A 26,471-nucleotide genomic window follows, 5' to 3' on the forward strand; every position below is an offset into this window, starting at 1 on the left:
TGAAAAAATGAAGGAAGAACATTTATTACTTCCTTTAGATAAAACAAAAATCCCGAACTTTAAAAATATCGACCCTTATTTTTTAGATTTGCCATTTGATGATAACAATAAATACTCTGTTCCTTATTTTTGGGGCACAGTTGGCATTGTCTATAATCCAGATTTAGTCGGTGACCTAGATTTCTCTTCATGGCAAGACTTATGGGATCCTTCTTTAAAACGTAAAGTCTTTTTAGTAGACGGTGCACGTGAAGTCATCGGTATGGGTTTGAACAGTCTTGGACACTCCCTGAACTCGTTAGATGACCAAGAGTTACGTCAGGCCACAGACAAACTGATTACACTCGCACCAAACGTCAAAGCGATTATTGGTGATGAGATTACACCGCTTATGATTAATAACGAAGCAGCCATCGCACTCACTTGGTCTGGTCAAGCCGCAGATATGCTATCAGAAAATGAAGATTTAGACTTTGCTGTGCCAGAAGAAGGTTCGAACTTGTGGTTTGATAATATGGTAATCCCGAAAACTTCGAAAAATATTGATGGCGCACATGCTTTCATAAACTTTATGTTAGATGCAGAATCTGGAGCTCAAAATGCAGATTATGTGGGCTACTCTACTCCAAATACTGCGGCAATGAGCTTAATGGATAAAGAAGTTATTGCTGATGAGCGCTTCTACCCTTCAGAAGAACAACGCAAAACGTTAGAAGTCTATAAAAACCTAGGGCCCGATTATTTAGGGAAATACAATGAATTATTTTTAGAATTTAAAATGAGTATTCGATAAATACGAAAGAAACGAAGCCAAAAAAGTGTTAGATTGACAGCCATCAATCTAACACTTTTTTGATGGACTGTTGATGTCCGCTACGGCAATTAGTGGCGATTCATGGGGATTTAGTAGCGATTCTTACTTTCTTTGTGGCGATTCATGGCTGTTTAGTGGCGATTTATGATTTTTAGTGGCGATTTTCTTTATTCTGTCGCCTTGTACTTGTATCGATAACCACGCCAGCCACCTACGACTATAATCTGATAGCCAAGCATTATTTCTTTATGATAGACTTTAGTAATGTTTGAATAGTAAATAAAGGGGGGTATTCGATGACCCAGCAGAAGTCTAATAAGGCCGCGTTGTATATTTTAATGTTTAATATGTTTATCGCAATGGGGAGTATTGGGATTATAATTCCTGTTATGCCAGATTATTTAAAAATATTTGGAGCGGCAGGACAAGTTCTTGGCATGCTAATTGCAACGTTCGCCTTAGCACAATTCGTTTTTTCTCCAATTGCTGGGAATCTTTCAGATCGATATGGTCGGAAAAATTTGATTATCTTTGGTCTGATTGTAACTGGACTTGGGCAAATTTCATTTGGTTTATCTACAGATGTATGGATGCTTTTTGTTGCCCGTTTCTTAGGTGGTTTAGGTTCAGCCTTTGTTGCACCGCCTATTATGGCGTTTGTGGCAGATGTCACAACGTATGAAGAACGAGGAAAAGGAATGGGCATGTTAGGAGCTGCCATGTCTCTAGGTTTTATGATTGGACCAGGTATTGGCGGGTTTCTATCGAAAGTTAGCTTGCATTTTCCATTCTTTACGGCTGGTGGAGCGGCTATTATTGCTTCTATTCTATCGGTGTTTTTACTGCCCTCTACAAAACCTACTGCAGCACAGAAAGCACAAAAGCAAGAAAATCTTACAAAGCAGATGGTACGTTCAGTCAAGATGCCATACTTTGTCATGCTAATTATTATGCTAGTATTCTCGTTTGGCATCGCTAATTTTCAAACGACATTATCATTGTTTGTAACAGACAAGTTTAATTATACGCCTCCCGATATTGCCATCTTGCTGACTGTAGGTGGTGCATTTGGTGTTATTGTTCAAATGTTTGTCATTACACCACTCTTTAAACGTTTTGGTGAAATGAAAGTTGTGTTAGTCAACTTATTTATTGCCGCTGTAGCAATTTATGCAATATTATTTGTATCTGGCTTTGCACTTATATTAATTGTCGCAACGATTTTCTCAACAGCCACTACACTGATTCGCCCTGCCGTTAACACGTTAATTTCTAAACTAGCCGAAAATGAGCAAGGCTTTGCCGCTGGTCTTAATAATGCGTATATGAGCCTTGGCAATATGATTGGACCGGCACTAGCAGGCGTTCTTTTTGATTGGAATATGAATAGTCCTTATATTTTTGGTGCAATTATTTTAATGGCCTGCTTCTTCCTAGCACTTATTTGGACATTAAAAAAGGCGCCACATCTTATGCAACCTGATTCAAAATAATGTGAAATAACGTTGACTAATATAGGTGTTAGTTATACCATTTATTAGTAATAATTGAATATCATGTTTACCACTAGGGGAGTCTTTACAAGGCTGAGACGTATATGGTCATATACGGACCCTTTGAACCTGATCTAGTTCACACTAGCGGAGGGAAGTGGCGACTCTTGCTTATTGTGTCATTATCAAATACAAGACCGCTTCCTTTTGTTGAGAGGGAGCGGTCTTTTTGTCATTCATTATGTCGTTTTACCAGCGATTCTACACGTTTTATTAATAAAGGAGGAACTATCATGGCTATTCAAAAACTAACTATCATGGCTTTATTGGTTGCTATTGCTGTAGCAGGCTCCATATTTGTCTCGATTCCAACTGGGATTGCTCGTGCCTATCCTGTACAACATGCTATTAGCGTTATCGGTGCCATTTTACTAGGGCCTGTGCCTACCATTATCATTGCTTTGCTAACAGCCATTATTCGCATACTAACAGGCACGGGCTCTCTTTTAGCGATCCCCGGAAGTGTCATCGGTGCAGCATGTGCTGCTTTTGCTTATAAATATAGCGGCAAGAAATGGGTAGCAGGAGTTGGTGAAGTATTCGGCACAGGTATCCTTGCTTCACTAATCGCTGTACCTTATGCGCAATTATTGATGGGGACATCCGTAGCTGCATTATTTTTTATGCCCGCCTTTTTCACATCTAGTTTGATTGGGGCATGTCTCGGCATTATCATTGCGAGCAGTCTTCGGAAAACCGCACCGTCTATTCTTATTACTAAGTAGCTATGTTCAAAAAAAGATGGCACATGCTTTTTTCGCAATGTGCCATCTTTTTATTATGAGCGTTTTTTCATGCCTTTTAATAACTGCGCAACATTGGTGTTTTCCACCTGCACGGCTGTTTCTTCTACAGGCTTTTCTTTTTGCTTGCGGCTTGTTATAAAGTTCCAACCAAAACGTCGAATTGTAATATCCAAGAAGAATAGCAACATCCCTGCTAATAGTAGCCATGTGGCAATATTTTGGCGCTCTGCTCCTTTGTTTGTGAAATCACGGAACACTTCTTGTGGTTCTTTCAATACTGAGCCGCCCGTTTGCTTTGTTAGTTGCTCTACAATGGTTTCATTCACAGGACGTAATTCATATTCAGCACTGTAAGGTACACTAAGACCTGCTTGGTAAATAGCCTGCTCTTCATCAGCGATACGGAAAAAAATCAAACCAGGCTTCGCTTGGACAACCGCACGTACTTGCGAAGCAGATAGCGTTTCAAGCTGTATATCAAGCTCCTCACCAGCTTCATCCACAGCAACAATATCTAAAAATGCTGCTTCATTTGTCGGATCGGTGATAATAAATGAACCATCTGTATCAAGACGTACATCATAGGCCACATCATTATAACTTGGTAGCATTTGCGATATAATGGTTTGCCAAAATGTTCCCCATTCCTGCCATCTTGCCCAGTCACCAGCCCATTTCCCTGTTGAATCCGATGTGAAAGCAAAAGTTTTACCAAGTCCATATTGCCATTGTGCTAATACTGGGTCTTCTTTCTCACTCTCTGCTATTACAGCGGCTCCCTGCTTCGCTGTTGTGCCAATGTAGGCATTCATTTGTGGCACACCATTCGCAAATAATGCATTCCAGCCAGATGCATTGTAGATTGTTGGATAGAAAGGGTTGTCTTCTATATACGTACGTGAAATCATCGCTGTCTCACGTGATAAAATAGAAGGAATTGTCTGTTCATCGATGACATCATAGAAGCGACCACTGCCCATTTCACTTAGCCCTTGCAGTAGATTGCCATCAGCATCTTGTCCGATCGCCACGGTTGACAGTGTCACTCCTTGTTCTTTCCCCGTTTCAATTAAATCCTCATAATTGCCAGCTTGTGATTGTCCATCTGTAAGTAAAATAATATGTTTCCTTTGCAATTTTAAATCAGCTAAACTATCATAGGCTGCTGCCAATGAACGATAAATTTCTGTACCACCACCAGGCGTAACCGATAAAATCGTATCGACGGCTTCTTCTTTATTGCCTAATGGTCCAGTTTCGATGATTTCCCAAGGGCGATCATCAAAGGCGATAAATCCTAGCGTATCTTCATCTCGTAACATTTCAACAGATCGAGCCGCCGCTTCTTTCGCAAGCTCTAGTTTTGAGCCATACATACTTCCTGAACGGTCAAGTACAATGACGAGCCCTAAAGATGGCAATTGTTCTTTGCCTTTTATCTCCATCTCAACAGGTAGTAATGTTTCAATTGGTGTTTTAAAATAACCACCCAAGCCGAAGCTATTTTCACCGCCGACCATTGTAAAGCCAACACCAAAGTTTTTGACTGCCTGTTCAATAACGCTCATCTTCGCCTCTCCAACTAAGTGTCCAGGAACATTATCAAAAATAATCGCGTTATATTGCAAATAGCTAGACAGTTCATTTGGTAAGCTTGCTGCATCCACAACATCATAGGAAATTGAATTTGATCCTAGAGCTGCAGCAATTGGTGATGCCGTATCGTAGCCATTGACAATCAGTAAATGTGGCTCGCTTTGTACCATCGTCACACTTGTTAATTTATTATTTTCAAAAATGGCATCCTGTCCAACTTGCACGAGCGCCTCATATTTCACAAGCCCCTCTGCAGTTGCCGTATGTTTATAAGTAAAAACATTGGAACCTTGAGCAAGCTCCACCGACTCACGATGAATCAGTTTGTCATTTTCGTACAGCAATAATTCACCTTGCCCTGCCGCTGTGGCATTGACTTCCGTCACAAGCTGTTGCTGTTCACCTACGTAAGCTATTTGTGGTGTCACAAAGCTTTTCAGTGACACATCATTCGTCACATTTTGATGGAACGGCACGACATCTACACTAATATTGGAGCCTTTTAGCTTCGTGGCAAATTCTAACGCATTGCCTTGTGTTTCATTGGCATCTGTTAGTAATACAAGTCTAGTCGCCTTTTTCGGATCAACAATACCTGTTGCAAGCTGAAGACTTTGTTCTATATTTGTTTGGTCTGTTCCTTTAACCTCAGTAAATTTCGGAACATCTTTTAAGGATTTTGATAAAATCGCTTCCGTTTGGAGAGTTGATGAAAATGAGTAAATCCCTGCAAGTTGATCTTCCTTTTTCGATTTCAAACTTTCCTCTATAAAACTAACGATTTCTGCCTCTGTACGATTCATCGAAGCAGAGCGGTCAACTAAATATAATACTTGCTCGTCCTTTACTGGCAATAACAGATAAGGTGCTGCCAATGCAAAGACGAAACAGACGATGGCTATTACTCGAATGCCCAGTACAACTAGATGACTTTTTTTCAGGCGCCTGCGCTCGCGCCAATAAGTCCATCCAAAATACATAAACAATGGCAGTAATAACAATAACGCTAATGGCATATCAATTCGTAAATCCACGACGTCGTTGCACCTCCCACTCTGCGACAAGCAAACTTAAAATAATGAGTATTAGCCAAGGTACAAACGAAGCTTTCGACACTTCTTCCTTGCCATTTTGCTGAAGCTCTCCAAGCGTATAGCTTGTTCCTTCTTCTATTACACGTTCCTGTGCTTGTAGTTGCACGATAAGACGCTTTTCCTCACTGTTTGAGCGAGCTGTATACATACCTGGCTTCATTGGAGCAGTTAGTAAGCCATTCGTAATAGTCGATAAAAATTCATCATCCTGAGAATAAACACTCCAATCACCCTGTGATAACGCGACTGAACGTTGCTCATTTGGTGCAAAAATCCCAAGGGAACCTACCGATTCAGATAATTGCTGTTCCACACTCCATAAAAATAAAGGAAACGATGGATAGAGTGGCCAATCTGTATCTGCAATATCAGCAAGGACGATAATATCCCCTTCAGGTGTTCGTTGGATAAATGGTTTTTCTCCAACTGTGGCGATTGTTTTATAATCATCAAATGGAGGATATAAAGCACTGACATAAATATCATTTAACTCACTAAATGCAAATAAAGCATCGCTCGTTGTTTTTACTTCACCATTAACGTCTACTTTTTCAATATCATCCCGCCCAAATAATACAATGGGTCTCTCCATCTTTTGAAGTAATGATGTTTGATTCGTTACAATAGTAGCTCCTTGATTATCCGCAAGCTGCAAGGGCGGTACAATTTTTACGTTGTCATTAATAGCTTGAAACCCTTTTTGAATAAGCTGATGCATGTTTTGATCGACTACAATATTCGCTGTAGCCGTTTGTAACACGACTGATTGGATATTATCAAGCGCATAATCATCTTTTACATCAATTTTAGCTGTCACCGTATCCATTAATGGTAAATCTTTAAAGGATTTAGACACTGCTTCGTTTGCTGCCAAAGAAATAGGTTCGTCTACTAGTACATCACCTTTACTATTTTGTAGTATAAGTGTTAGCTTTTGCTCTTTATCGGTATCATTTTGAAGCTGCACTAACGCCATCGTAGATTTACCATCTGTCGTAGCAGCAAAGCGCGTAATAGCAACATTCGTTAAATCTTTTGCAGAACCGTGTACAAGCCATTTCACAGATTCCTTTTCCATCGGTAATTGCTTTTTATCAAGTGCATCTGTGAAAACATAAATTGACGTTGGACTATCACCAACAAAAGCTTGTGCCACATCAAGCGCTTTATTCATTTGGGCAGTTTCATATGTTACATGTAAATCTTGTATGGTTTTTTCAATCGTTTTTACATTTGTTTCTTGCTGTAACACTGCTTGTGGAGCATTGCCAGTTGTAATTAATGTAACAGGTCGTCCGTCAAGTTGTTCTACCAATGATTGCATTTCTTTTTTATGGGCATCAAATGTAGATTGCTCTTTCCCTGCTAGCATTGTAGCTGATGTATCCACGATAAAAATCGTCTGAGCACCCACAATCGTACTTTTTTTCATATAAGGATTGATGAGTGCTAACACTAGTAAAAGTAATGCCAGCAATTGTAAATACAGTAACGCATTTTTTTGTAAATGCTTTAAATATGGAGACACTCTTGTTTCTTGCATAATTTCAGACCAAAAAAGTGTTGAGGACACTGGTTGATCGGTATATTTTTTTCGAAAGAAATAATAGAGCAGGACAATGACCGGGAAGATGGCCGTCCAGCTAAAAATAATTTGACTAAAGCCCATAACGGCTCACCTCACCTAATCCAATGTGCTTTTAGTAATTGTTGAAAGATTGCATGTTGCAAACCGTCTTCTACCTTAAGCTGCAGTTTACGCACACCAAAGCGACGGCAAATGGCTTCAAACTCTTCTTCATGGAGGCGACGCCTTGTGTCATACGTATCTAGTACTTTTGATGACATCGTGACATTGACATCACGCCCTGTTTCACTATCCACTAAACGAACATCTCCCGCATATTGCGGATGAAGTTCTTCTTCTGTGACAACTTGTATAATGCGGACATCTCCTGCAAAACGAGGCAATCTTTTCAATAACTGTTCCCATTCCTCGATCGATTCAAGCCCATCTGTTACGATAAATAACACTGTGCTATCTTTTGGTATAGCCTTTAATGCCCCTTGAGAAAAGCTTGCTGTATAGTTGGCTTCTTCTATATCTGTAACAACTTGCAAAAATGCGCGACGGTACATAGCCCCTTTACGACGAAATGGAGGTTTCACGTCATCTTGTACATAAGAAAATGATAAGCGATCATCACGACCAAGTACCATTAAACCAAGTGATGCAACAATTTGCCGAGCAAATGTCCATTTGACTTGCTCACCCATTGATTTTGTTGCATCCAATAAAATATGCACCCGCATTTCTTGTTCATCTAAAAAACGTTTAATAAAATATTTATCGGTTCTCGCATAGACGTTCCAATCTACTTGTCGCACATCATCACCTAAATGATATTCGCGAAAATCAGAGAAATCGAGGGATGCCCCGAAGCGCTGCGAACGATGCGAGCCTTTATGCTGGCCACGCAATTTGGAGGCAGTCGCCACTTGGAAACGACTTATTTTCGCTAACCAATCCTCGGGCAAAATATTTTTTGTCATCGACTTACGCCTTGTTGGACTTTCTCTAAAATAACGTCTATCACATCATCTGCTGTCTTACCTGAAGCCTCCCCTTCATAATTCAGCAGCATGCGGTGACGTAAGACGGGCTTCGCCACTGACTTAATATCCCCAACAGATACATGAAAACGTCCATTCATCAGTGCTCTAGCTTTTGCCAATTTAATTAAGCTTTGTAAGCCACGTGGACCGCTACCATACATGACATAGCGCTTTACTTCATCTATAGCATCTTCTTTTTCAGGATGTGTTGCCACGACAAGGTCTGCTGCAAACTCAAGCATCTCATCGGCAATTAGTACTTCCTTCACCATTTGTTGTGCCAAAATTAGTTCATCAGTATCCAACACTTTTTGCAAGCTAACTTCGTGCGCACCTGTTGTACGTTTCATAATTTCCATTAGTTCATTTTTTTCTGGATATGGGACGAGAATTTTGCACAGGAAACGGTCCATTTGCGCTTCTGGTAAAGGATATGTACCCTCCATTTCAATTGGGTTTTGTGTTGCCAAGACGAAAAATGGTTTTGCCATTTTCTTCGTATCTCCTAAAATCGTTACCGTTTTTTCCCCCATCGCTTCAAGCAACGCACTTTGTGTTTTAGGTGTAGCACGGTTAATTTCATCGGCTAAAACCATTTGACTAAAAATTGGTCCTGGCTGAAATGTAAACTGCTGTCTCCCATCTGCTGTTCGCTCAATCATACTTGTTCCTGTAATATCAGCAGGCATTAAATCTGGGGTAAATTGAATACGTGAGAACGATAAATCTAGCACTTCAGAGATAGTTCGAATAAGCATCGTTTTCCCTAAACCAGGAAGCCCCTCTAACAGTGCATGTCCATCTGCAAGGACTGCATATAATGTGTAATCAATTGCTTCCTCTTGTCCAACAATAAAGCGATGAATTTCATTCTTTACTTGTTGTAATTTCGTACCCGTTTCGACATACTGTTGTTCTGTAAATGCCATTTTTTCTCCTCCTACTGCGACTCAATTGTCGTGAAATAAGATTGCACGACATTTTGTAAATCCTTCGGCAATTGTAAACGCTGTGAGCTTTCTAAATAGCTATCTTTATAGGAGCCAATCACTTCATCATACGGTCTAATGGTACCTTTTGTAATCGGTCCATTGCCTTGTTGCTCGGAAACATGCGAACCGTCTCCTAATTGCCCACTATCGACAGTCGTTTCGCTAGAACCGCCAAGCCTTGGTGTAGTCAATAAATCTCGGCTTCCTTGGCCACTCCCCGCACCACTTCCTAGACCTGAACCACTTCCTTGACCTTGACCCTGTCCTTGACCCTGTCCTTGACCTTGACCCTGTCCTTGGCCTTGACCCTGTCCTTGGCTTGGTTGCTTTCCTTGTGACTGGCCATTACTTGTTGCTTGCTGGGAATTATTTTGACCTTGTTGGCTACTCTGTTGTGCGTTACCGGAAGAGTGTTGATTCGAATTTGCACTGTTTTGCTGATTATTATTTGTGCTATTTGCACTAGCAATAGCATTTTGCAATGTATTACTTGCTGGTTTCCCTAAGTTGCTCATCGCTGTTTGCGTTGTATTTGCACTTTGTGTAAGCTGTTGCTGCATTTGTGCAAGCTCTTTCAACTGTTCGAGTTCCTCTTGTGATAAAGCTTTTTTATCGCCAGCACCATCTTTACTCGCTGTCTGCTTATCTTTTAATTGCTGTTCTTTTAAAGCTAATTCCTTCTGCTTTTTCACGACTTCTCGTAATGCTTCTTCCGCTGTTTGCGTTTCTTTTAACGTATTTTGTAATTCTTTTAGCTGCTCTTTCACTTCTTTTGTCTCAGCTTTTTTTTCTAACTTCGCCACTTCTTTTTTTATATCCTCTATCACAGCCTTTTCTTTTTCCACTTCAATCGCTTCAATTTGCGTTGCCGCTGGGAACATGTAAAGTATTGCTAAAACAATAGCTGTGGCAAAAAGGCCAATAAATGCTTTAGGTCGAAACAGATTTTTCTTTCTTGCTTTAAACTGAGCAAATGCTTGTTCTGACTTTTGAATCGCCTTTGCAAGTAAAGATTGGATCAGCGGGTCATCGTCGTTTTTAAAAGACAGTGCCGTTACAAGTTCATTATGTGAAAAATAATAGTCAAGTGCATACAATGCTTCCTTTTCTTTGACACGTCGCCACCACATCATAACGATTGTTGCAAATAGGCCAAGTATAAAGACAACAACAGCGATCTGACGATAATAAGGCCAAACAAATAATCTTGATACTAGGACAAGTGAAGCACTCGAAAGCAATGCTAAAAACAACCCGTATTGTGCAATAGGTAGGCTTCTCTCAAAAGTTAAACTGTGTTGTGCACGCTGAATATATTTTCGTAATTGCTTCCGACGCTCCATGCTGTTTCCTCCTCATCGATTACTTTTCATATTGGCACGTAATTTCTTAATCGCAATCGTTAAACTTAACACAATAATTAAAACATAAATTAGTAAGTAAGTTATCCATACCGGTATATCAATGCCACTTAGCTCTGCTAACGCATCTCCCATAGAGGGCGAAATAAGCGTAAGCATTAATGCACCTGGATTAATCGAAGCCCAGAAGTACGTCATAAAGGACGAGCTTGTAGCAATCGTATTGCCCATTTGATGGAATGCCATTGATAGGAAGAAGAAAAATGCTGTAATTCCTCCTAAGAAAATGATGGAGCCATACGTAGCAATCATAGCAACAATCGTTTTCTTCGTAATAGTTGAAAACATAACCCCAACGCTACCGATTGCAACAACTGTTAATAGGTAAAATAAAAAGATTGAAATTAGTTGGGAAGGGGATACCCCACCAAATAGAAAGACTAAACTATACAATGGTAGCCCTGCGACTAACATCAATACTAAAAATGCTACCGAAGATAATAATTTACCAATAATAATTTGTGTCGAGCTTTGTGTTGTTGTTAATAAAATATTTAACGTTTGTTTTTCTCGTTCACTACTAATTGCCCCAGCAGTTAAACTCGGTGTAATGAAAAGAACGAGTGCCATTTGCAATATTGTTAGTACGGCAAACATCATAAAACTTGTATCAGGTCTAAAAAACCCTTTGCCCGTAAATTCTGTTGTCAGCAGTAAGAAACCTGCAATAAAAATACAAATCACCGCTAGATAAAACATTAAACCAGAAAAACTTTTAAAAGAACGGAAGCGTAACTTCAATTCTTTTACAAGGACGGGATTATAAAATCTTTCCATCATTGACTGTCCGCTCCCTTCGTAATCGCCATAAAGACATCTTCTAAATCTTTTTCTTCCTCGCTTAATGCATAAATTGGTAAATCTGCAAGCATCGCTTTTTTCAGTAGTACTATTTGTTCCTGATCTGTGCCGCGATAGTTAAAAGCAATTTCTAAACGATTGTCCATGACATCTATTGAAGAAATTAATGGATCTTCCTCTAAAAATGCGCGTACCTCTTGTAAACAATCCGATACTTTGATAACGATTCGCTTTTCACCTTGTAGCTGCGCTTGAATGGAAGCAACATTGCCATGTGCAATCAATTTACCATTATCAATAACGCCGATTTCATCACACATTTCCGCTAGCTCTGGCAAAATATGCGAGGAGATTAAAATGGTTTTCCCCATGGATTTTAAATTTCTTAAAATATCTCTCATTTCTACTCGTGCGCGTGGATCTAGGCCTGAAGCAGGTTCATCCAATATTAAGACCTTAGGATCATGGATCAGAGCTCGTGCTAAACAAAGGCGTTGCTTCATCCCACGCGATAGTAAATCAACATATTCAAAACGTTTATTCGTTAAATTAACTAACTCTAGTAACTGCCGTATAAGAACTTTACGCTCCTGCGCGTCAATGCCATAACTCGCCCCATAAAAGTCTAAATACTCATCTACTTTAAGTTGATCGTACACACCAAAGAAATCTGGCATATAGCCTATTTGTTTCCGAACTTCTTTCGGTTCCTTAATCACACTTTTTCCATTGATCAATGCATCGCCTGAAGTTGGGGATAGCAATGTAGCTAAAATCGAAAACGTTGTCGATTTACCGGCACCATTAGCCCCTACAAAGCCAAATACTACACCTTCCTCCAGTGATAGATTTAAATGATCTAGTGCTGTGAAAGCGCCGTATTTTTTCGTTAAATCACGAATCTCTATCATTACTTCGCCACTCCTTTCAGCTCTATTTCAGGTAATTTTGTTTGCTCGCCCGTTTGATCTGGTCCAAATTTAATCTCCAACAGCAGCTTACCCTTATCATTGAAGTATTGCGTAATATCATTTGTAAACACCTGCTTCGTATCAACCAATGGTTCATAGTCGCCCGTTTTGTTATTCCAAATGGATAACTGCATTCGTTGAACTTCTTTATTGGAAATTGTAAGTTCATCTAACGTTTGAACAAAGTCTATAAAATGGTCTGGCATCTCTATCGACAACTCATATAAACCTTCTGACATGTACCAATTATTTAATTGCTCATCTATTTTATTGAAAACGGCATTTGGCGATTGTGCACTCAAATTATATGAAAAGTTATTACGTTTTAACGTAAATGGACCTGACATTTCAACTTTTCCATCGAATGGCTGTACGAAATAAGAAATAGGTGACATGTTGACACTTGTTTCAAGTTCTACACCTACAATTGCTTGCTCTGCCCAAGCTGTAATGACAGGTTGTTTCTCACTTTCTAGTAATAGAAGGGCTTGAGACTTCATGCGCTCAATGCGTAATGGGTCAACCTCTTCCTTCGACTTTGGATAGTTATAATTATAATTATTAAAGTGTGTTGGCTTTTGAAGAACTGTTGTTTTCAGCTCTTTGTCCACCTTCAGTGTAGCATTCGGTTCAATATCACCAAGCTTCACTTCTTTTGTACCCGAAATAACCGTGACATCCTTTAAGGCAAACGGGAAGTTATTTTTAACTGTCCCAGACAATTTTTCATTTTTCAATGTAATATCAATATCCATTTTACCTATATTTTGAGCGGCTGTTTTCCCCCCAAAAGATTGGACAGACCAATAACTTAAATCGCGCAATGTTAATGCGGATCCATTGGCGTGTTCTTTAATATACGACGATTCATGTAACGCGCCCATTGAACCTGTAAGATTATAATTATTGCGTAACGCTACTGCAGTCGTATCTTTATCAGCATTCACTACAAAATTACCACTGCGATTTGTTAAAATCGATTCTACATAATAACCATTCACGCTACTATCTTCATTTACTTTAAAGAATGCAGATTGTTGTACTTGTGGCTGCACAATACGATCTTTTGCACCAAAAACAAATAGGACAATCGACAGTACCACTGAAATCGTAGGAATAACCCACCATGCATGCTCTCGTTTATCCATTCTCTTTAATACAAAGTAAAGGATTGGACCAATTACTAAAATATAAAGAATAATGACGATCAGCATATAGCTAACGGATACTTCGAATGATGGGAATAATTCGTTAATACTACCTAACTCGCTAGAAAGCTGATCCATTGTAGATTGACCTTGCATCACTGTTTGCTGAGACATAGTTTGAATGTCGAACATTTTCGCTGTTAATGCCGCATAGCCGTCCATAGATGCTAACGGCTGGTCTCCTAATGAAAAAGTTGTTTGGACAATCTCTCCACTACCAACCTTTTTCTTAGCAGCTAGAATATTAGTATTGTCTTTTAAAACAGGGATACTGCCTTCATTTTCAGTTGCTGTATAGACAGAAATTGCTTGTGTGAAAATACCGCCTCCTGATAATTTCGTTAAGCTATCTGCTGAAACGGTCGTCATTTGTTGGGATAATGTAAGTGGCAAATATTCTTTAAAAATGCCTGCAGTTGCATTGAGCTGCTCAGAGCTGCCAAGCAATAATGTACCGCCATCTTGCACCCATTTTAATAATGCTTCCTGCTGTTTTTGCGTTAAATCAGCTATCGCAACCTCATCGACTGCAATAATATCCGCCATTGCATAGCCTTGTGCAACCTCAGGTAATGTGTAGTCTTTTAATTGATTTAAGTTAAATACTTCTACACTATTGGATGGAAAAAGTTGCGGTAACTTTAAATAGGCAGATAAACGGTCGCTTTTCTCTGTTAACGTATAAATAAATGTTGAATTTGGTTTTAAAAAATTCGCCTGTAACCGCTTTGTTCCTTTATAAGCAACTTTTTTTCCTTTTTCAATGTTGCCCTCATAAAAGGCAAAGACATCGCCATCGGAATAACCATAATCAGCTAAGCCGTCCAAATAAAGTGTAACTGTTTTTTCCTCACCAGCTGCTATATCTATTGGCACAACTAGTGCTGATCCTGCTTGAAAAGAATTAAAGGCATTGATTGCCATATCTCCTGAAAAATCAGGTCCATTATTTTTTACAGTTACTTGCAAAGGCGTTACTGATTGATATTTTGCCTTTCCTGCAATTCCTGTCTTAGCTTGTACCTCTAAAGTAGGTGCGGCGCTCGCCTCAGAAATAGGCAGAGCGTAGCTCATAACAAGCATTAATAGTACTATTAGTGCTGTAATATTTAATTTCTTCAAAAACTCAACCCCTTTTCCTTTGCTTTTAGATGATTACATAATCATACGTTTTTTCGTGCATTTTGTTCCATTTCTTATGATATCTTCATGAATATTCATAAACTCTTAAGATTTAGGGAGGTGCCAGGCACTCAAACAATTTAATTAATGGTAGCGAAGATGCGACCTGCGGGACAGCATGGACAATACGAAAAAGTGTTAGAATGAATGCGATCAATCTAACACTTTACTCTTAATCCGAAGCCCCTTTAGCATGAAAATATTTAATTTGTATAGTCAAACAGGCATCGGGCATGATCTTGTACAACCTCTACAAATGCTTCCACTTGGCGTAATTCAAAGGAAGACTCATAGCCTATTAACCATGTATCTCGCGTTAAACCAAATTCTTTTTCATTGTTAGTCAGCGCAATTTTATTAACCCCATCATGCTCATTTAACGTGATGGACGGTAATATGGCATAACCTATGCCATTTAACGCCATTTGCTTACATATTTCAATTTGATCTACCAAAATTTGTCTTCTTGGGTTTGAAGCAAAATGCTGTTGCCACCATTGCTGTATTTCCTGATAGTAATTGGAATCACTTTTAAATTGAATAAATGGGCGATCAGTTGTCAGCACATCTTCAATCGTTTTTAACTCTCGATCTACTAAGTACAACGTATCGCGGAAAAGATGAATCTTTTCACCTTTCCAATCAACCTGTCCACGCACAATGCCAATATGGGCCTCGCCCTCATATAAAGCTTTGACAATTTCCGAGCTCCAACCAGTCATAAGTGAAATTTTAGCTTCTGGATATTTTGTTACGAAATCTTTTATAATTTTAGGAAGCCAGTTTTGCCCGACAATGGAAGCACAAGCAATTTTCAATGTCCCGTTTACTTTTGTTGTTAACGATTGAATCATTTCAAAGATTTCTTCTTTTTTAGCAAGCATATCTGTTGCATACGCTATAACGTGTTCTCCTGCGGGGGTTGCTGTAAGCCCCTTTTGCGAACGAATAAACAGCTGTGCACCCCAATCTTTTTCAATCGATTGCAACCGTTGTGAAAGTGCAGGCTGTGATAAAAACAACCGCTCCGCTGCTTTACGCATATTGCGTTCCTCAGCTAAAACTTTCAAAATTTCTGCCTCTGTTGCCATCAATCACCTAAACCTCCAATACAAGTAAAGGGGGACCTCATGATTTTGCACCTGAGTCCCCTCTTACACTACTTCTCTTTTTGATAGATATATTTTTTCAACTGTTTTAAAATAACGCGTCTTGTTAAAATCCCTGCAAATGTACCATCTTCATCTATTACACATAAAAACGCATGGTTAATAACCAAATCTAAAGCTCGTTGGAAAGTATCCGTCATCTTGAGAACGGCTATATCTTTTTCCATTATTGTATCTACTTTAATATTTGGTAATTTTTCATATTCAATATGTTCGAGACCTAGAATAGATTCTGTAATCATTTTCATGCTCAATAAACCTTGAAGGCGATATTTCATATCTAATACAGGTATGGACGAGTACCCTGTACGTGTCAGTACAAGGAGTGCATGCTCGGCATTATTACCACTTTGTACATGTGCAACCTTTTCGGATGAAATAATAAAATCACTAATTGGCATTGCTAATAAGTCTTTGCTGTTAGTTGAAATCATGAACTTCTTCTCCTTTTCTGTCCTTGCTTTGCAGAACAGGATCCTTCTCTTTTATCATATCACAATGTTTCCGACTATGACCATGACAAGGTCAAGAAGAGTTTTTCATAAACAATGTATATTATGGATATTTTTGTTCTCAACAATAATTAAGAAGTTATTAAAAGTTCATCTGGCTTGCACAATCGTATTTTTCATTCGCATCTCCGCATTATATGTCGCATCTAAAAACACGCAATGCCCTTTAGTTTTTTCTGAAGAAATTGCCTCTCTTATACCAAATGCTTACTTAACAATCTTTGAAGAAAGTAGTCATAATCCCTTCGTCGAGGAAGAAGGAGTATTTAATAGCTTTGTTAAAACGACAACACAATGGTAAAAAAACTTTCTTATAATATTTAAAATTTGTGGGAACATAATCTTTACAAATGTCAAAACGAAGTATCACATAAACCAAAGCAAATGTGATACTTCGTTGAAATCTGATTAATACCCTGTCTTAGTCCAGTAGTAAAAAATCATTATTCCTAAAAAAAGTAAAAATATGATGTACACCCAAACAATTGGATTTAGCATCGTTGCATATTCTTCGACTGTTTCTGAAATCGGTGTATCCTTTTCTGATTTCCGCTCTGACGTCATTTTGGCAATTTTCATAGTCGAAACAAATGAAATAACCGAAATGATTGTAATTGCAATAAGAGACGGTATCAACCACATACTCATAGGCAAAACTCCTTTCTTTGCCCTTAGTATGTATCAACACCGCTCCTCATTATGCAATGAATTTCAACAAGGAAAACGGTCACTTAACAACATTGACTGTCTAGATAATGCTAAAAAGGATACTGATTTAACCACTGTCCTCCATCTAAAGTGACACATTCACCATTCATATAGCTGGCTTTATCCGACATCATAAAAGTTGCTAAATCCGCTATTTCCTCTGGTGTACCAATTCGGCCAAGTGGAACAGCATCAATTGTACGAGCTGCTGCTGCTTCAGATTCCCAAAGTTTTGCTGCTCCGCCCGTTCGTTCAATTGGCCCTGGCGCAATGGCATTGACACGTATACCATAACGTTTGCCCCATTCAACAGCTAACGTTCTTGTCATTGATAGTACACCAGCTTTTGCAGCCGCCGAATGTATGACACCAGCACCTGCATTCCAAGCATAGGTCGCCACCATATTAATAATCGATCCGTTAATTTTTTGGTCAATCCAATATTTACCGATAGCAGACGAGCAATAAAACGTACCATTTAAGACGATATCCACAACTGCTTTCCAACCATTTGGCGACAAATCTTCTGCACGCACAATAAAATTACCAGCAGCATTATTGACAAGTCCATCCACTCGACCAAATTTTTCAACTGCAAACGCCACCATTGCCTCAGCCTGTTCTGGTATACGAACATCCATCTGGAATGTTTCGATTGTATTGCCTGCTGCTAATATAAACTCTTTTGCCTCCGCTAATCGCTCTTCGTTACGCCCTACAATTACAACGTTTGCCCCTTCAGTCACGAATTGCTTCGCCATATAAAGCCCCATACCACTTGAACCACCTGTAATAATAATCGTTTTCCCCTGCAACATCGTACTTCCCCCTTTAAGTAAAATGAATAACCATTCATTTTATTTTACTATATTTTCTCGTAAATGTCATTTAATTCTGTCAAATACCTATTTTACAGTTTCAAAAGATAAATAAAAACGAATTATTTAACATTTGATAATGCTGAATAATTCGTTTTTATTTATTAATTTCTTCATACTCAATGTTTCCATTTGTATCAGTAGGATTATCTGATACATTCGCTATAAATACAGCAATCGCCAAAAAAATAGGGAAAATAATGACCACTACTAAAACAGACAAAATAATCCATATCTTTTTGCTACTCTTTTGTTTGATAGGATGCCTATTTTCAGCAGAAGGTGCACTATACAAGTACTGATACTCAGCTTTAATTTCCTTAGCTAATTCGTTAGGTAAAAGAAAGCTTTTTAATACCTCGTCCACTGATTTGCCATTCGTTACGGACTGCAATAAATGATCTTTTACTTCCATGATATGATTGTCTCTATCCTTTTTTGGTAATGGCTCTAACTCCATTTCCAGTTGACGTATATAGTCATTTATCTTGTGATTATCCACGTCTAATCCATCCCCTTAATTTCTTTAAAATATTTGATTATTGAATCTAACTCCTTCAGTCTATTTTCTACTAATGCTTTTCCTAAATCTGTAATACGGTAATACTTTCTAATTCTTCCTTCGTATTCTTCTGAAAATACATCCACATAATCATTCGCCGTCAATCGTTTTAATATTGGATAAATGGAACCATCCGAAATAGAAAAACACTTGCTCTCCTTCAATTCTTTCGTCAATTCATAGCCATACATCGTTTTTTTCTGTAGCATCATTAAAATGGCAATTTCAAATAAACCTTTAAGATATTGCGTATTATTATTTTTGTTATCCATAAGGTAATTATATTTTATACAAATATATGTGTCAATCATATATATACTCAATAGATACATATTAGAATTAGTTTATATTAAAGTATGGAACAGTGCCTAATAATGGCACAAGCATTAAGATGATGTCTTATTTTATGAAATTTCAACTCATGTTTATTTTTCAACAACATTATCTCAAATGAAAAGCGCCTTCCTCTTTTGCTTAACGGAAGGCACTCTGTCTTATACTATTTAAAACTCATAATGATAAGCAACCTTGTACAGCTCCATTAACTCATCCTGTGTTGGCACTTTAGGGTTATTGGCAGGACTACCACTTGCCATTGCATCGATTGCCATTTTCGGAATTGCCGCATAAAATGCATCCTCCTCAATACCCCATTGCTGTAAATTGCCAATATTCATCTTTTTACATAATTCTTTTATTGAGTCGATAGCTAAAGTCGCTAGTTCCTCTTGGGTACTATACTGTCCATTTGTGTTAAAAAATTTTCCGATATCTGCTAGGCGTTCCACGCATGCATCCTTGGTAAATTCTAATACCGCTGGTAGTAACATCGCATTGGAAATACCATGAGGCACATGAAAAAGTGCACCGATAGGACGTGACATACCATGTACTAAAGCAACTGATGCATTGGAAAACGATAGTCCTGCCTGCATTGAGCCTAAAGACATCGCCTCTCGTGCATCAATATCGTCCCCTTGCTCGTAGACCTTCAAAATATTATGAATAATTAAGTCCATCGCTGACAACGCAAGCACATTCGAATAAGGATGTGCTAAACGAGACAAATAACTTTCAATTGCGTGGCTTAATGCATCAATACCCGTCGCCGCTGTAATGGCTGGTGGAGAGGTTACCGTTAGCATCGGGTCGACAATGGCAATTGGTGGCATAAAAGCTGGTTGTTTTATCATCATTTTCACATCATTCGTCGTGTTGGTAATCACTGTAGCATCTGTTGCTTCAGAGCCTGTGCCTGCTGTTGTTGGAACGGCTATATGTGGGATAGGTGATTGCTCGGCGATTTTCGCTAGTTTCATATAATCGCCGATATAACCACCATTTGTTGCTACAACAGCAATTGCTTTGGCTGTATCGATACAACTTCCACCCCCAACAGAAATGATAAGATCACACTGTTCTGTTTGCAAAATACTAAGACCTTGTGCTACATACGTATCCACTGGCTCAGTTGTTACACCTAAATATGAAACCGCTTCCAAACCATTCGCTGTTAATAATGCCTTACACTGATTAACAAACCCTAATCCATCCATGATTGGATCGCTAACGATAAGTGCCTTCGAACCTAGTTTTTTGGCATATACGCCTACTTCTTCAAATGCATCTTTTCCATAAACAATCGTCGCAGGAGAATTTACTGTGAAAGTTGTTTTTGTTTGAATCATAACGCATCGCTCCTCCATTATTGGGCAGTATAACCGCCATCTAATACAATCGCCTGACCTGTTAAACCTTTGGCCACATCACTTGCTAAATAAAGTGCAAGCCCTGTAATTTCTGAAACATCAAGCAAGCGCTTTTGCGGGACAAGTGGATATAGCACCTGCTCCAACACTTCTTCTACTTGAATCCCACGTGTCTTTGCTAAATCTGTAAATTGATTACGAACTAATGCTGTATCCACATATCCTGGACAGATGGCATTAACCGTAATACCGTCATTGGCTACTTCAAGTGCAGCGACTTTTGTTAATCCTATTAAGCCATGCTTTGCTGCGTTGTAACCCGCTTTACCAGCAAATCCAATAACACCGTTTATCGATGCCATATTTAGAATGCGACCAAATTTATTTTTCTTCATATGGGGTAAGGCATATTTCATCGTAATAAATGGCGCTACAAGCATTACTTTTTGCATTTGTTCAAAGATTTCAGTTGGGAAATCCTCGATGTAAGATACATGTTGAAATCCTGCGTTATTAATCAAAATATCAATGCTCTTAAATTTACTAACTGTGAAAGCAATTGCCTCACTAATGGTTTGTTCATCCGTGACATCACATGTATAGGCTGTTAATTGTGGATTGAGATCTACCACCTCAGCTAATCGTTGCTCATTTATATCTGAAATGACAACATTCGCTCCTTGCTCAGCAAATGCTTGAGCAATGGATAGGCCAATTCCACGAGCAGCGCCCGTTATAAATACTGTTCTACCTTCCATCAATTGCTATCCCTCCTACATTCCAAGTGAGAATAATACTATCGCAACGATAGTCCCAATAATTGGTATAACAACGGTTAAAGCACCAAAAGGCAAATAGGCATCCTTATGTTTTTCATTACATACAGAATTGATTGTCGTCACTACATAACCACCATGTGGTAATGAATCGAGCGAGCCAGATGCAATGGCTACTGTGCGGTGTAATGCTTCCGTATTAACGCCCATATCAATATAGTGAGGAGCTAGTAGTGGCATTGCAATTGTTTGACCACCTGAAGCTGAACCTGTTAAACCGGCTATTACTGCGATTGCAACAGCTCCCCCTATCAGTGGATTGCCAGGGATATTTGTCATCACATCGACAGTTGCTACAAATGATGTTGTAGCTTTTACAACGCCCCCAAAGCCTACAACTGCTGCAGTATTTGCAATAGCTACAACAGCGCCCATTGCACCTGCGGCTAACGTTGCACTAACTGATTTTGCATATTTATAGCTTACTAAATACGCCATAATACAACCGCTCGTTAATGCAACAATTAGAGCTGATGTGCCAAGAGAGTCATGGAAGATAAACGAAATCAATAAAACGACTACTAATGGTACTAAACTTAACATTGGACTAGGTAATTTACGCGTTTCGTCAACGACAGGATCTGTTGAACGTTCGATAAATACCTCCCCTTTTTTCACTGCACGTTTAATCATCCAATTCAACCATAGTGCTCCACCAATCGCCATAAATAATGCAACGACAATACTCACCTGCCAACCTGCATATGGTGTTGTTCCTAAATATGGAATTGGAATCCAGTTTTGGATTTCTGGTGAGCCTGCTGACGTCATTGTAAACGTTACAGAACCTAAACCAAGTGCCGCAGGAATAAAGCGCCTTGGAAAATTCGCCTGTTTAAATAAACTAATCGCCATCGGATAAACAGAGAAGGCTACGATAAATACTGAGACACCACCATATGTTAGTACAGCTGCTGCCAATACTACGGCATATGTAGCATACTTCACCCCAATTTTTTCAACAATCCATTTCGAAACACTATCAGCAGCACCTGTATCTTCCATTACCTTGCCAAAAATGGCACCTGCCATGAACATTAAATACCAAGAACCAACGAAGCCCGTAAATCCATCCATATAACTCGTTAAGAAATTAGCTTGATTGTCATTTGCAGTTTGTGGGAAGAAAGCAAGACCATTTGTTAAAGCTGCAATTAAAGCAGTTAATGGTGCTGAAATTAGTAAATTGACACCCCTCATTGTTAAATAGACTAGTAGTACTAAACTTCCAAAAAGCCCAATATACGCTAACATCCACATCCCACCTATCTTTTAGAAAGTGCTATAGAGTTAATCTTATATTGCTATATGGCGTGCCTGTATACCTTCATTTCTATCGTTTCTGTATCGGATTCTATTGTGCTTAGTCGCTTTACTTCCCTTACTTCTTAAAACTTGCTATACATAACTGTACACAAGCACACCGCAACTTTTGAAAATTTCATATTATCGCTGAACATCATTTAAGTAATCAATATGTTAGGCTACAGACGGACACTTTCTGCAAGCTAGCACCGTGTTGCTTCTTTAGCGTCCGCCTGCAATCTTTAAAATACGTTAAGTCTTGCTATGGCATTAATCGTTGTTACTTGGAAATGCAAATGTAGATGCTGTTTCAGTATTCGTTACCCAACGCTCTGATATTGTTTTTGTTTTCGTAAAGAAACGTGCCTGATCTGGGCCAAACATATGCCCTTCTCCAAATCGAGAGCCTTTAAATCCAGCAAAGTTATGGTAACCAACTGGAATAGGAATTGGTACATTCACACCTACCATCCCCACATCAATTTCTGTAGTAAATTTACGTGCTGCAAGTCCATCATTGGTAAAGATTGTGACACCATTGCCAAGCTCATGCTCGTTAATTAGCTGTATTGCCTCCTCTAACGAATCAACACGCACTACATTGCGAGCAGGACCAAATACTTCTTGCTCATAAATTTCCATTCCTGGTGTTACATGATCTAATAATGTAGGACCGACAAAGAAGCCTTTTGATTCGTTTACAATCGCTAGCTCACGTCCATCACAAACAACAGTCGCCCCTTCTGCTTCTCCTTTATTAATTGCAGCAAGAATCGCTTCTTTTGATTGCTGTGAAATAACCGGTCCAAAATCTGTATCTTTCTCCGTATAAGACCCTACTTTTAATGCTGCAATTTTTTCTTTTAAGATGGCTACTAAACGATCTGCCGTTTCTTCGCCCACTGGCATGATTGTTGAAATGGCCATACAACGCTGAGAAGCTGCTCCATAGGCCGCCCCAATAAATGCATTTGCCACTTGCTCAAGGTCTGCATCAGGCATTACGACCATATTATTTTTACCACCGCCTAAAGCAGTAACACGTTTCCCATATTTTGAGCCAGTTTCATAAATGTATTTAGCAACTGGCGTGGACCCCACAAATGAAATCGCTTGCACAATTGGATTTTCTAATAGCTCATTAACCGCATCTTTATCGCCATTTACGACTGTCCAAATGCCATCTGGTAAACCAGCTTTTTTCCATAATTCACTTACATATAATGCGGTCATTGGTACTCTCTCTGAAGCCTTTAAAACAACTGCGTTCCCTACAGCAATCGCCATACTTGTTTGCGCTAATGGCACCATAATAGGGAAGTTAAATGGCGAAATTGCCGCTACCACACCTAGCGGATATTTAGCAGAGTAGGCATTAATTTGACCACCAACGTTTACAGAGTACTCGCCCTTTACCAAATGAGGAGCCCCAATTGCTAAATCAACGGATTCTAGACCTCGTGTAATTTCACCTCTCGCATCATCAATCGTTTTACCACTTTCCGTACAAATGATTTGTAATAATTCTTCCATATTATCTGTCACTAGATTGCGAAATTTTAAAACTACCTCCGCACGTTTAGCTACTGACGTATCACGCCATTTTGGAAAGGCAGCCTGTGCTTTGACAATTGCCTCACGTGTCTCTTCTACTGTTGCTAGCGGTACTTTTGCAATAACATCACCTGTTGTAGGATTATAAACTGAACCGTAACGACCACTTTTTCCCTCAATCATTTCTCCACCAATAAAATGTGTTAATGTTTTAACTTGTTGTGCTGTTGTCATAACTGTTTTCCTCCTTTAATTTTGTTTCATCATGCACTTTTCTTTGAGACTTAAATAAGCAGCAGACATGTCGTTTTCACCAAAACCTTCTGCTGATATATCATTGTAAAGATTGACCAGTTGTTCACCAATAAGAAGGGGCACACCTGCTTCATCAGCCATATTTTTTGCTAATCGCAAATCTTTTAGTAATAGATTCGTAGAAAAGCCAGGTTCATAATTTTCATTTTTCATGTATTCTAAATAATTACGCTCGTAAATACGACTTTGGCCATAACTGTTACTTAATACTTCATAGAGCGTATCTGCTGCCACTCCCATACTTTCTCCAAGTACAATCGTTTCTGCAACCGCCTGCGTATAAAAGCCAATCATTAAATTGTTCAGTAATTTAATACGTGTCCCTACACTCGGAGATGTGCCAAGATGGAAAATATTTTTTCCTACTATTTCGAAAATTTCAATTCCACTTTGGTAATCCTTTTCTTCTCCACCTATCATGATTGTTAACGTTGCATTGATAGCACCAATAACACCTCCGCTTACCGGAGCTCCTAAATAACGTAACCCTAATGATTGCGCCTTTTTATGTAACGAATCATTTAATTCAGGATTTACAGTGCTAAAGTCTATCAGTAGACTTCCTTGCTTAGCATGTTTCAAAATCCCTTCTTCCGATGTGTAGACATGTTCAACAACTTGTGGCGTTGGCAAGCTGGTCATAATTACTTCGCTTTGCTTTACAACTGCTTGCGTTGTTGCTAAACCAATACCACCTTCTGCAATGAATTGCTCCATTGCTTTCGTATTCGTGTCAAAGCCATACACTTCATAACCTGCACGAAGTAAGTTAATGGACATTGGTAACCCCATATTGCCTAAGCCGATAAAACCTAACTTGTCTTTCATTTGAGCTCCCCCATTCCCCATGAATTGCGTAAATAAGCTAACTGATACACTAGCCAACTTTACGTTTTTATCGTAACATTAATAACGAGATACTCTTAATGACCGCGGTCATTGACTGTGGTCATTTAAATCATAAACAAACATAATATCACTCGTCAATCAAAAAATTTTCTATTTTCTGAATAAATGTTGCAATTATTATTATAGGATATTTTAATTACGGAGGCAGATGGGCATGAATTCGTTAACTACTCGCCAAAAAAAGGCATTAGAAACTCGAGAAAAATTACTGAAAACTTCTTTAGATTTATTTAATAAACATGGATTTGAACATGTATCTGTTGAACAAATTACGAAAGCATGTAAAGTGTCCAAGGGCACTTTCTATACCCATTTCCCATCCAAATACGATGTTATTTTGGAAAAATTTGAGGAGCTTGATAGCTTTTACAGTACTGTCGAAAAAAATATTGATCAATCATTGTCAGCAAGTGAGAAAATTCTTTTGCTTTATAAGGAGCAAATGTTGTATTTAACAAATGTTGTTGGCAAAGATTTATTGAGAACAGTGTATACAGCTGCCATGACGAATCAAGTAGAACAAAATCATTATTTAATTAGTCCTCAGCGCAAAATCTTTCAAATTATTAACACTTATATTGAAGAGGGTATTCAACAAGGAGAGTTTGTTAACGATTTACAAGCTGTACAAATGCAACAAATTATACAGCGTTGCATGAGAGCCAATGTTTATGATTGGTTAATTCATAATGAGGAATTTGATTTAGTTGCGCAGATGGCACATTTTACAGCAGTTGTTATAAACGGATTAAAGAAATAAGTTAATTTGCTTCCTAAAGCAATAGTAAAGGCATCAAGAAAATAATTTCTTGATGCCTTTTGTCTGTTTCATTCCGCTCCGCGGGTATTTCGCTCTGCTCCGCGGGTATTTCACCTTGTTCCGCGGGTATTTCGCTCTGCTCCGCGGGTATTTCACCTTGCTCCGCGGGTATTTCACCTTGCTCCGCGGGTATTTCGCTCTGCTTCGCGGGTATTTCACCTTGTTCCGCGGGTATTTCGCTCTGCTTCGCGGGTATTTCA

24 protein-coding genes and 1 riboswitch are annotated in these 26,471 nt (G+C 38.9%); of the genes, 4 read left to right on the forward strand and 20 right to left on the reverse strand.

Annotated features, from left to right (window positions below; all coding sequences use genetic code 11):
* From C9J37_RS24845 to thiW, 3 genes are all read left to right on the forward strand, one after another.
* Positions 1-793, forward strand: a 793-nt coding sequence (locus C9J37_RS24845; RefSeq protein WP_107897553.1) for an ABC transporter substrate-binding protein, incomplete at its 5' end; no start/stop codon positions are given.
* Between the two features lie 317 nt (positions 794-1,110).
* Positions 1,111-2,307 carry an MFS transporter gene (locus C9J37_RS24850; RefSeq protein ID WP_107897554.1) on the forward strand — a complete coding sequence of 399 codons (1,197 nt, stop codon included), beginning with the start codon at positions 1,111-1,113 and terminating at the stop codon, positions 2,305-2,307.
* A 65-nt stretch (positions 2,308-2,372) separates the two neighbouring features.
* Positions 2,373-2,480, forward strand: a riboswitch (TPP riboswitch).
* Between the two features lie 120 nt (positions 2,481-2,600).
* Entirely contained in the window at positions 2,601-3,092 is a 492-nt protein-coding gene (thiW, locus tag C9J37_RS24855; RefSeq protein WP_107897555.1) for an energy coupling factor transporter S component ThiW, read from the forward strand.
* 53 nt (positions 3,093-3,145) lie between these two features.
* Here the strand turns inward: thiW and C9J37_RS24860 are convergent, their stop codons facing one another.
* The 19 genes from C9J37_RS24860 to C9J37_RS24955 all read right to left on the reverse strand — a co-directional run bounded on the left by C9J37_RS24860 (position 3,146) and on the right by C9J37_RS24955 (position 25,370).
* Entirely contained in the window at positions 3,146-5,743 is a 2,598-nt protein-coding gene (locus tag C9J37_RS24860) for a VWA domain-containing protein (RefSeq protein ID WP_107897556.1), read from the reverse strand.
* Positions 5,727-7,472: a vWA domain-containing protein gene (locus C9J37_RS24865; protein WP_107897557.1), complete on the reverse strand. Its 1,746-nt coding sequence runs from the start codon at positions 7,470-7,472 to the stop codon at positions 5,727-5,729. The genes C9J37_RS24860 and C9J37_RS24865 overlap by 17 nt, the downstream gene beginning before the upstream one ends.
* Before the next feature lie 11 nt (positions 7,473-7,483).
* Positions 7,484-8,356, reverse strand: a complete 873-nt coding sequence (locus C9J37_RS24870) for a DUF58 domain-containing protein (protein WP_107897558.1) — start codon at positions 8,354-8,356, stop codon at positions 7,484-7,486.
* Positions 8,353-9,348 carry an AAA family ATPase gene (locus C9J37_RS24875; protein WP_107897559.1) on the reverse strand — a complete coding sequence of 332 codons (996 nt, stop codon included), beginning with the start codon at positions 9,346-9,348 and terminating at the stop codon, positions 8,353-8,355. Before C9J37_RS24875 ends, C9J37_RS24870 begins: the two co-directional genes overlap by 4 nt.
* An 11-nt stretch (positions 9,349-9,359) precedes the next feature.
* Complete coding sequence (locus C9J37_RS24880) at positions 9,360-10,754, reverse strand: DUF8809 domain-containing protein (RefSeq protein WP_107897560.1); 1,395 nt, start codon at positions 10,752-10,754, stop codon at positions 9,360-9,362.
* Between the two features lie 12 nt (positions 10,755-10,766).
* Positions 10,767-11,612 (reverse strand): ABC transporter permease, encoded by an 846-nt coding sequence (locus C9J37_RS24885; RefSeq protein ID WP_024362235.1) that lies wholly within the window; start codon positions 11,610-11,612, stop codon positions 10,767-10,769.
* A complete protein-coding gene (locus C9J37_RS24890) occupies positions 11,609-12,544 on the reverse strand; it encodes an ABC transporter ATP-binding protein (RefSeq protein ID WP_107897561.1) in 936 nt (311 codons plus the stop codon). Before C9J37_RS24890 ends, C9J37_RS24885 begins: the two co-directional genes overlap by 4 nt.
* A complete protein-coding gene (locus C9J37_RS24895; RefSeq protein ID WP_107897562.1) occupies positions 12,544-14,934 on the reverse strand; it encodes a DUF8725 domain-containing protein in 2,391 nt (796 codons plus the stop codon). The genes C9J37_RS24890 and C9J37_RS24895 overlap by 1 nt, the downstream gene beginning before the upstream one ends.
* Before the next feature lie 263 nt (positions 14,935-15,197).
* Positions 15,198-16,085 (reverse strand): transcriptional regulator CcpC, encoded by an 888-nt coding sequence (locus C9J37_RS24900; RefSeq protein WP_024362238.1) that lies wholly within the window; start codon positions 16,083-16,085, stop codon positions 15,198-15,200.
* Positions 16,086-16,153: 68 nt separating this feature from the next.
* The gene (gene cbpB, locus C9J37_RS24905; RefSeq protein WP_107897563.1) at positions 16,154-16,597 is read right to left on the reverse strand and encodes a cyclic-di-AMP-binding protein CbpB; all 444 of its coding nucleotides are present in this window, start codon (positions 16,595-16,597) and stop codon (positions 16,154-16,156) included.
* A gap of 486 nt (positions 16,598-17,083) precedes the next feature.
* Positions 17,084-17,323: a hypothetical protein gene (locus C9J37_RS24915; RefSeq protein WP_024362241.1), complete on the reverse strand. Its 240-nt coding sequence runs from the start codon at positions 17,321-17,323 to the stop codon at positions 17,084-17,086.
* Between the two features lie 110 nt (positions 17,324-17,433).
* Positions 17,434-18,201 (reverse strand): 2,4-dienoyl-CoA reductase, encoded by a 768-nt coding sequence (gene fadH, locus C9J37_RS24920; RefSeq protein ID WP_107897564.1) that lies wholly within the window; start codon positions 18,199-18,201, stop codon positions 17,434-17,436.
* A 157-nt stretch (positions 18,202-18,358) separates the two neighbouring features.
* Positions 18,359-18,763 (reverse strand): DUF1700 domain-containing protein, encoded by a 405-nt coding sequence (locus C9J37_RS24925; protein ID WP_107897565.1) that lies wholly within the window; start codon positions 18,761-18,763, stop codon positions 18,359-18,361.
* A gap of 2 nt (positions 18,764-18,765) precedes the next feature.
* A complete protein-coding gene (locus tag C9J37_RS24930) occupies positions 18,766-19,134 on the reverse strand; it encodes a PadR family transcriptional regulator (RefSeq protein WP_235617237.1) in 369 nt (122 codons plus the stop codon).
* A gap of 192 nt (positions 19,135-19,326) precedes the next feature.
* Positions 19,327-20,511, reverse strand: a complete 1,185-nt coding sequence (locus C9J37_RS24935) for an iron-containing alcohol dehydrogenase (RefSeq protein ID WP_107897566.1) — start codon at positions 20,509-20,511, stop codon at positions 19,327-19,329.
* Positions 20,512-20,528: 17 nt separating this feature from the next.
* Positions 20,529-21,290, reverse strand: a complete 762-nt coding sequence (locus C9J37_RS24940; RefSeq protein ID WP_107897567.1) for a 3-hydroxybutyrate dehydrogenase — start codon at positions 21,288-21,290, stop codon at positions 20,529-20,531.
* 15 nt (positions 21,291-21,305) lie between these two features.
* A complete protein-coding gene (locus C9J37_RS24945) occupies positions 21,306-22,622 on the reverse strand; it encodes a GntP family permease (RefSeq protein ID WP_107897568.1) in 1,317 nt (438 codons plus the stop codon).
* Between the two features lie 321 nt (positions 22,623-22,943).
* A complete protein-coding gene (locus C9J37_RS24950; RefSeq protein WP_107897569.1) occupies positions 22,944-24,461 on the reverse strand; it encodes a CoA-acylating methylmalonate-semialdehyde dehydrogenase in 1,518 nt (505 codons plus the stop codon).
* Between the two features lie 15 nt (positions 24,462-24,476).
* Positions 24,477-25,370, reverse strand: a complete 894-nt coding sequence (locus C9J37_RS24955) for an NAD(P)-dependent oxidoreductase (protein ID WP_107897570.1) — start codon at positions 25,368-25,370, stop codon at positions 24,477-24,479.
* A 235-nt stretch (positions 25,371-25,605) separates the two neighbouring features.
* Here C9J37_RS24955 and C9J37_RS24960 point away from each other — a divergent pair, with 235 nt between their 5' ends.
* Positions 25,606-26,211: a TetR/AcrR family transcriptional regulator gene (locus C9J37_RS24960; protein ID WP_107897571.1), complete on the forward strand. Its 606-nt coding sequence runs from the start codon at positions 25,606-25,608 to the stop codon at positions 26,209-26,211.
* A gap of 33 nt (positions 26,212-26,244) precedes the next feature.
* Here the strand turns inward: C9J37_RS24960 and C9J37_RS28580 are convergent.
* The coding region (locus tag C9J37_RS28580; RefSeq protein ID WP_201262215.1) for a hypothetical protein at positions 26,245-26,471 on the reverse strand (227 nt) is incomplete at its 5' end.

Origin of the sequence: Lysinibacillus mangiferihumi (assembly GCF_003049665.1) — a bacterium.
Taxonomy (GTDB): domain Bacteria; phylum Bacillota; class Bacilli; order Bacillales_A; family Planococcaceae; genus Lysinibacillus; species Lysinibacillus mangiferihumi.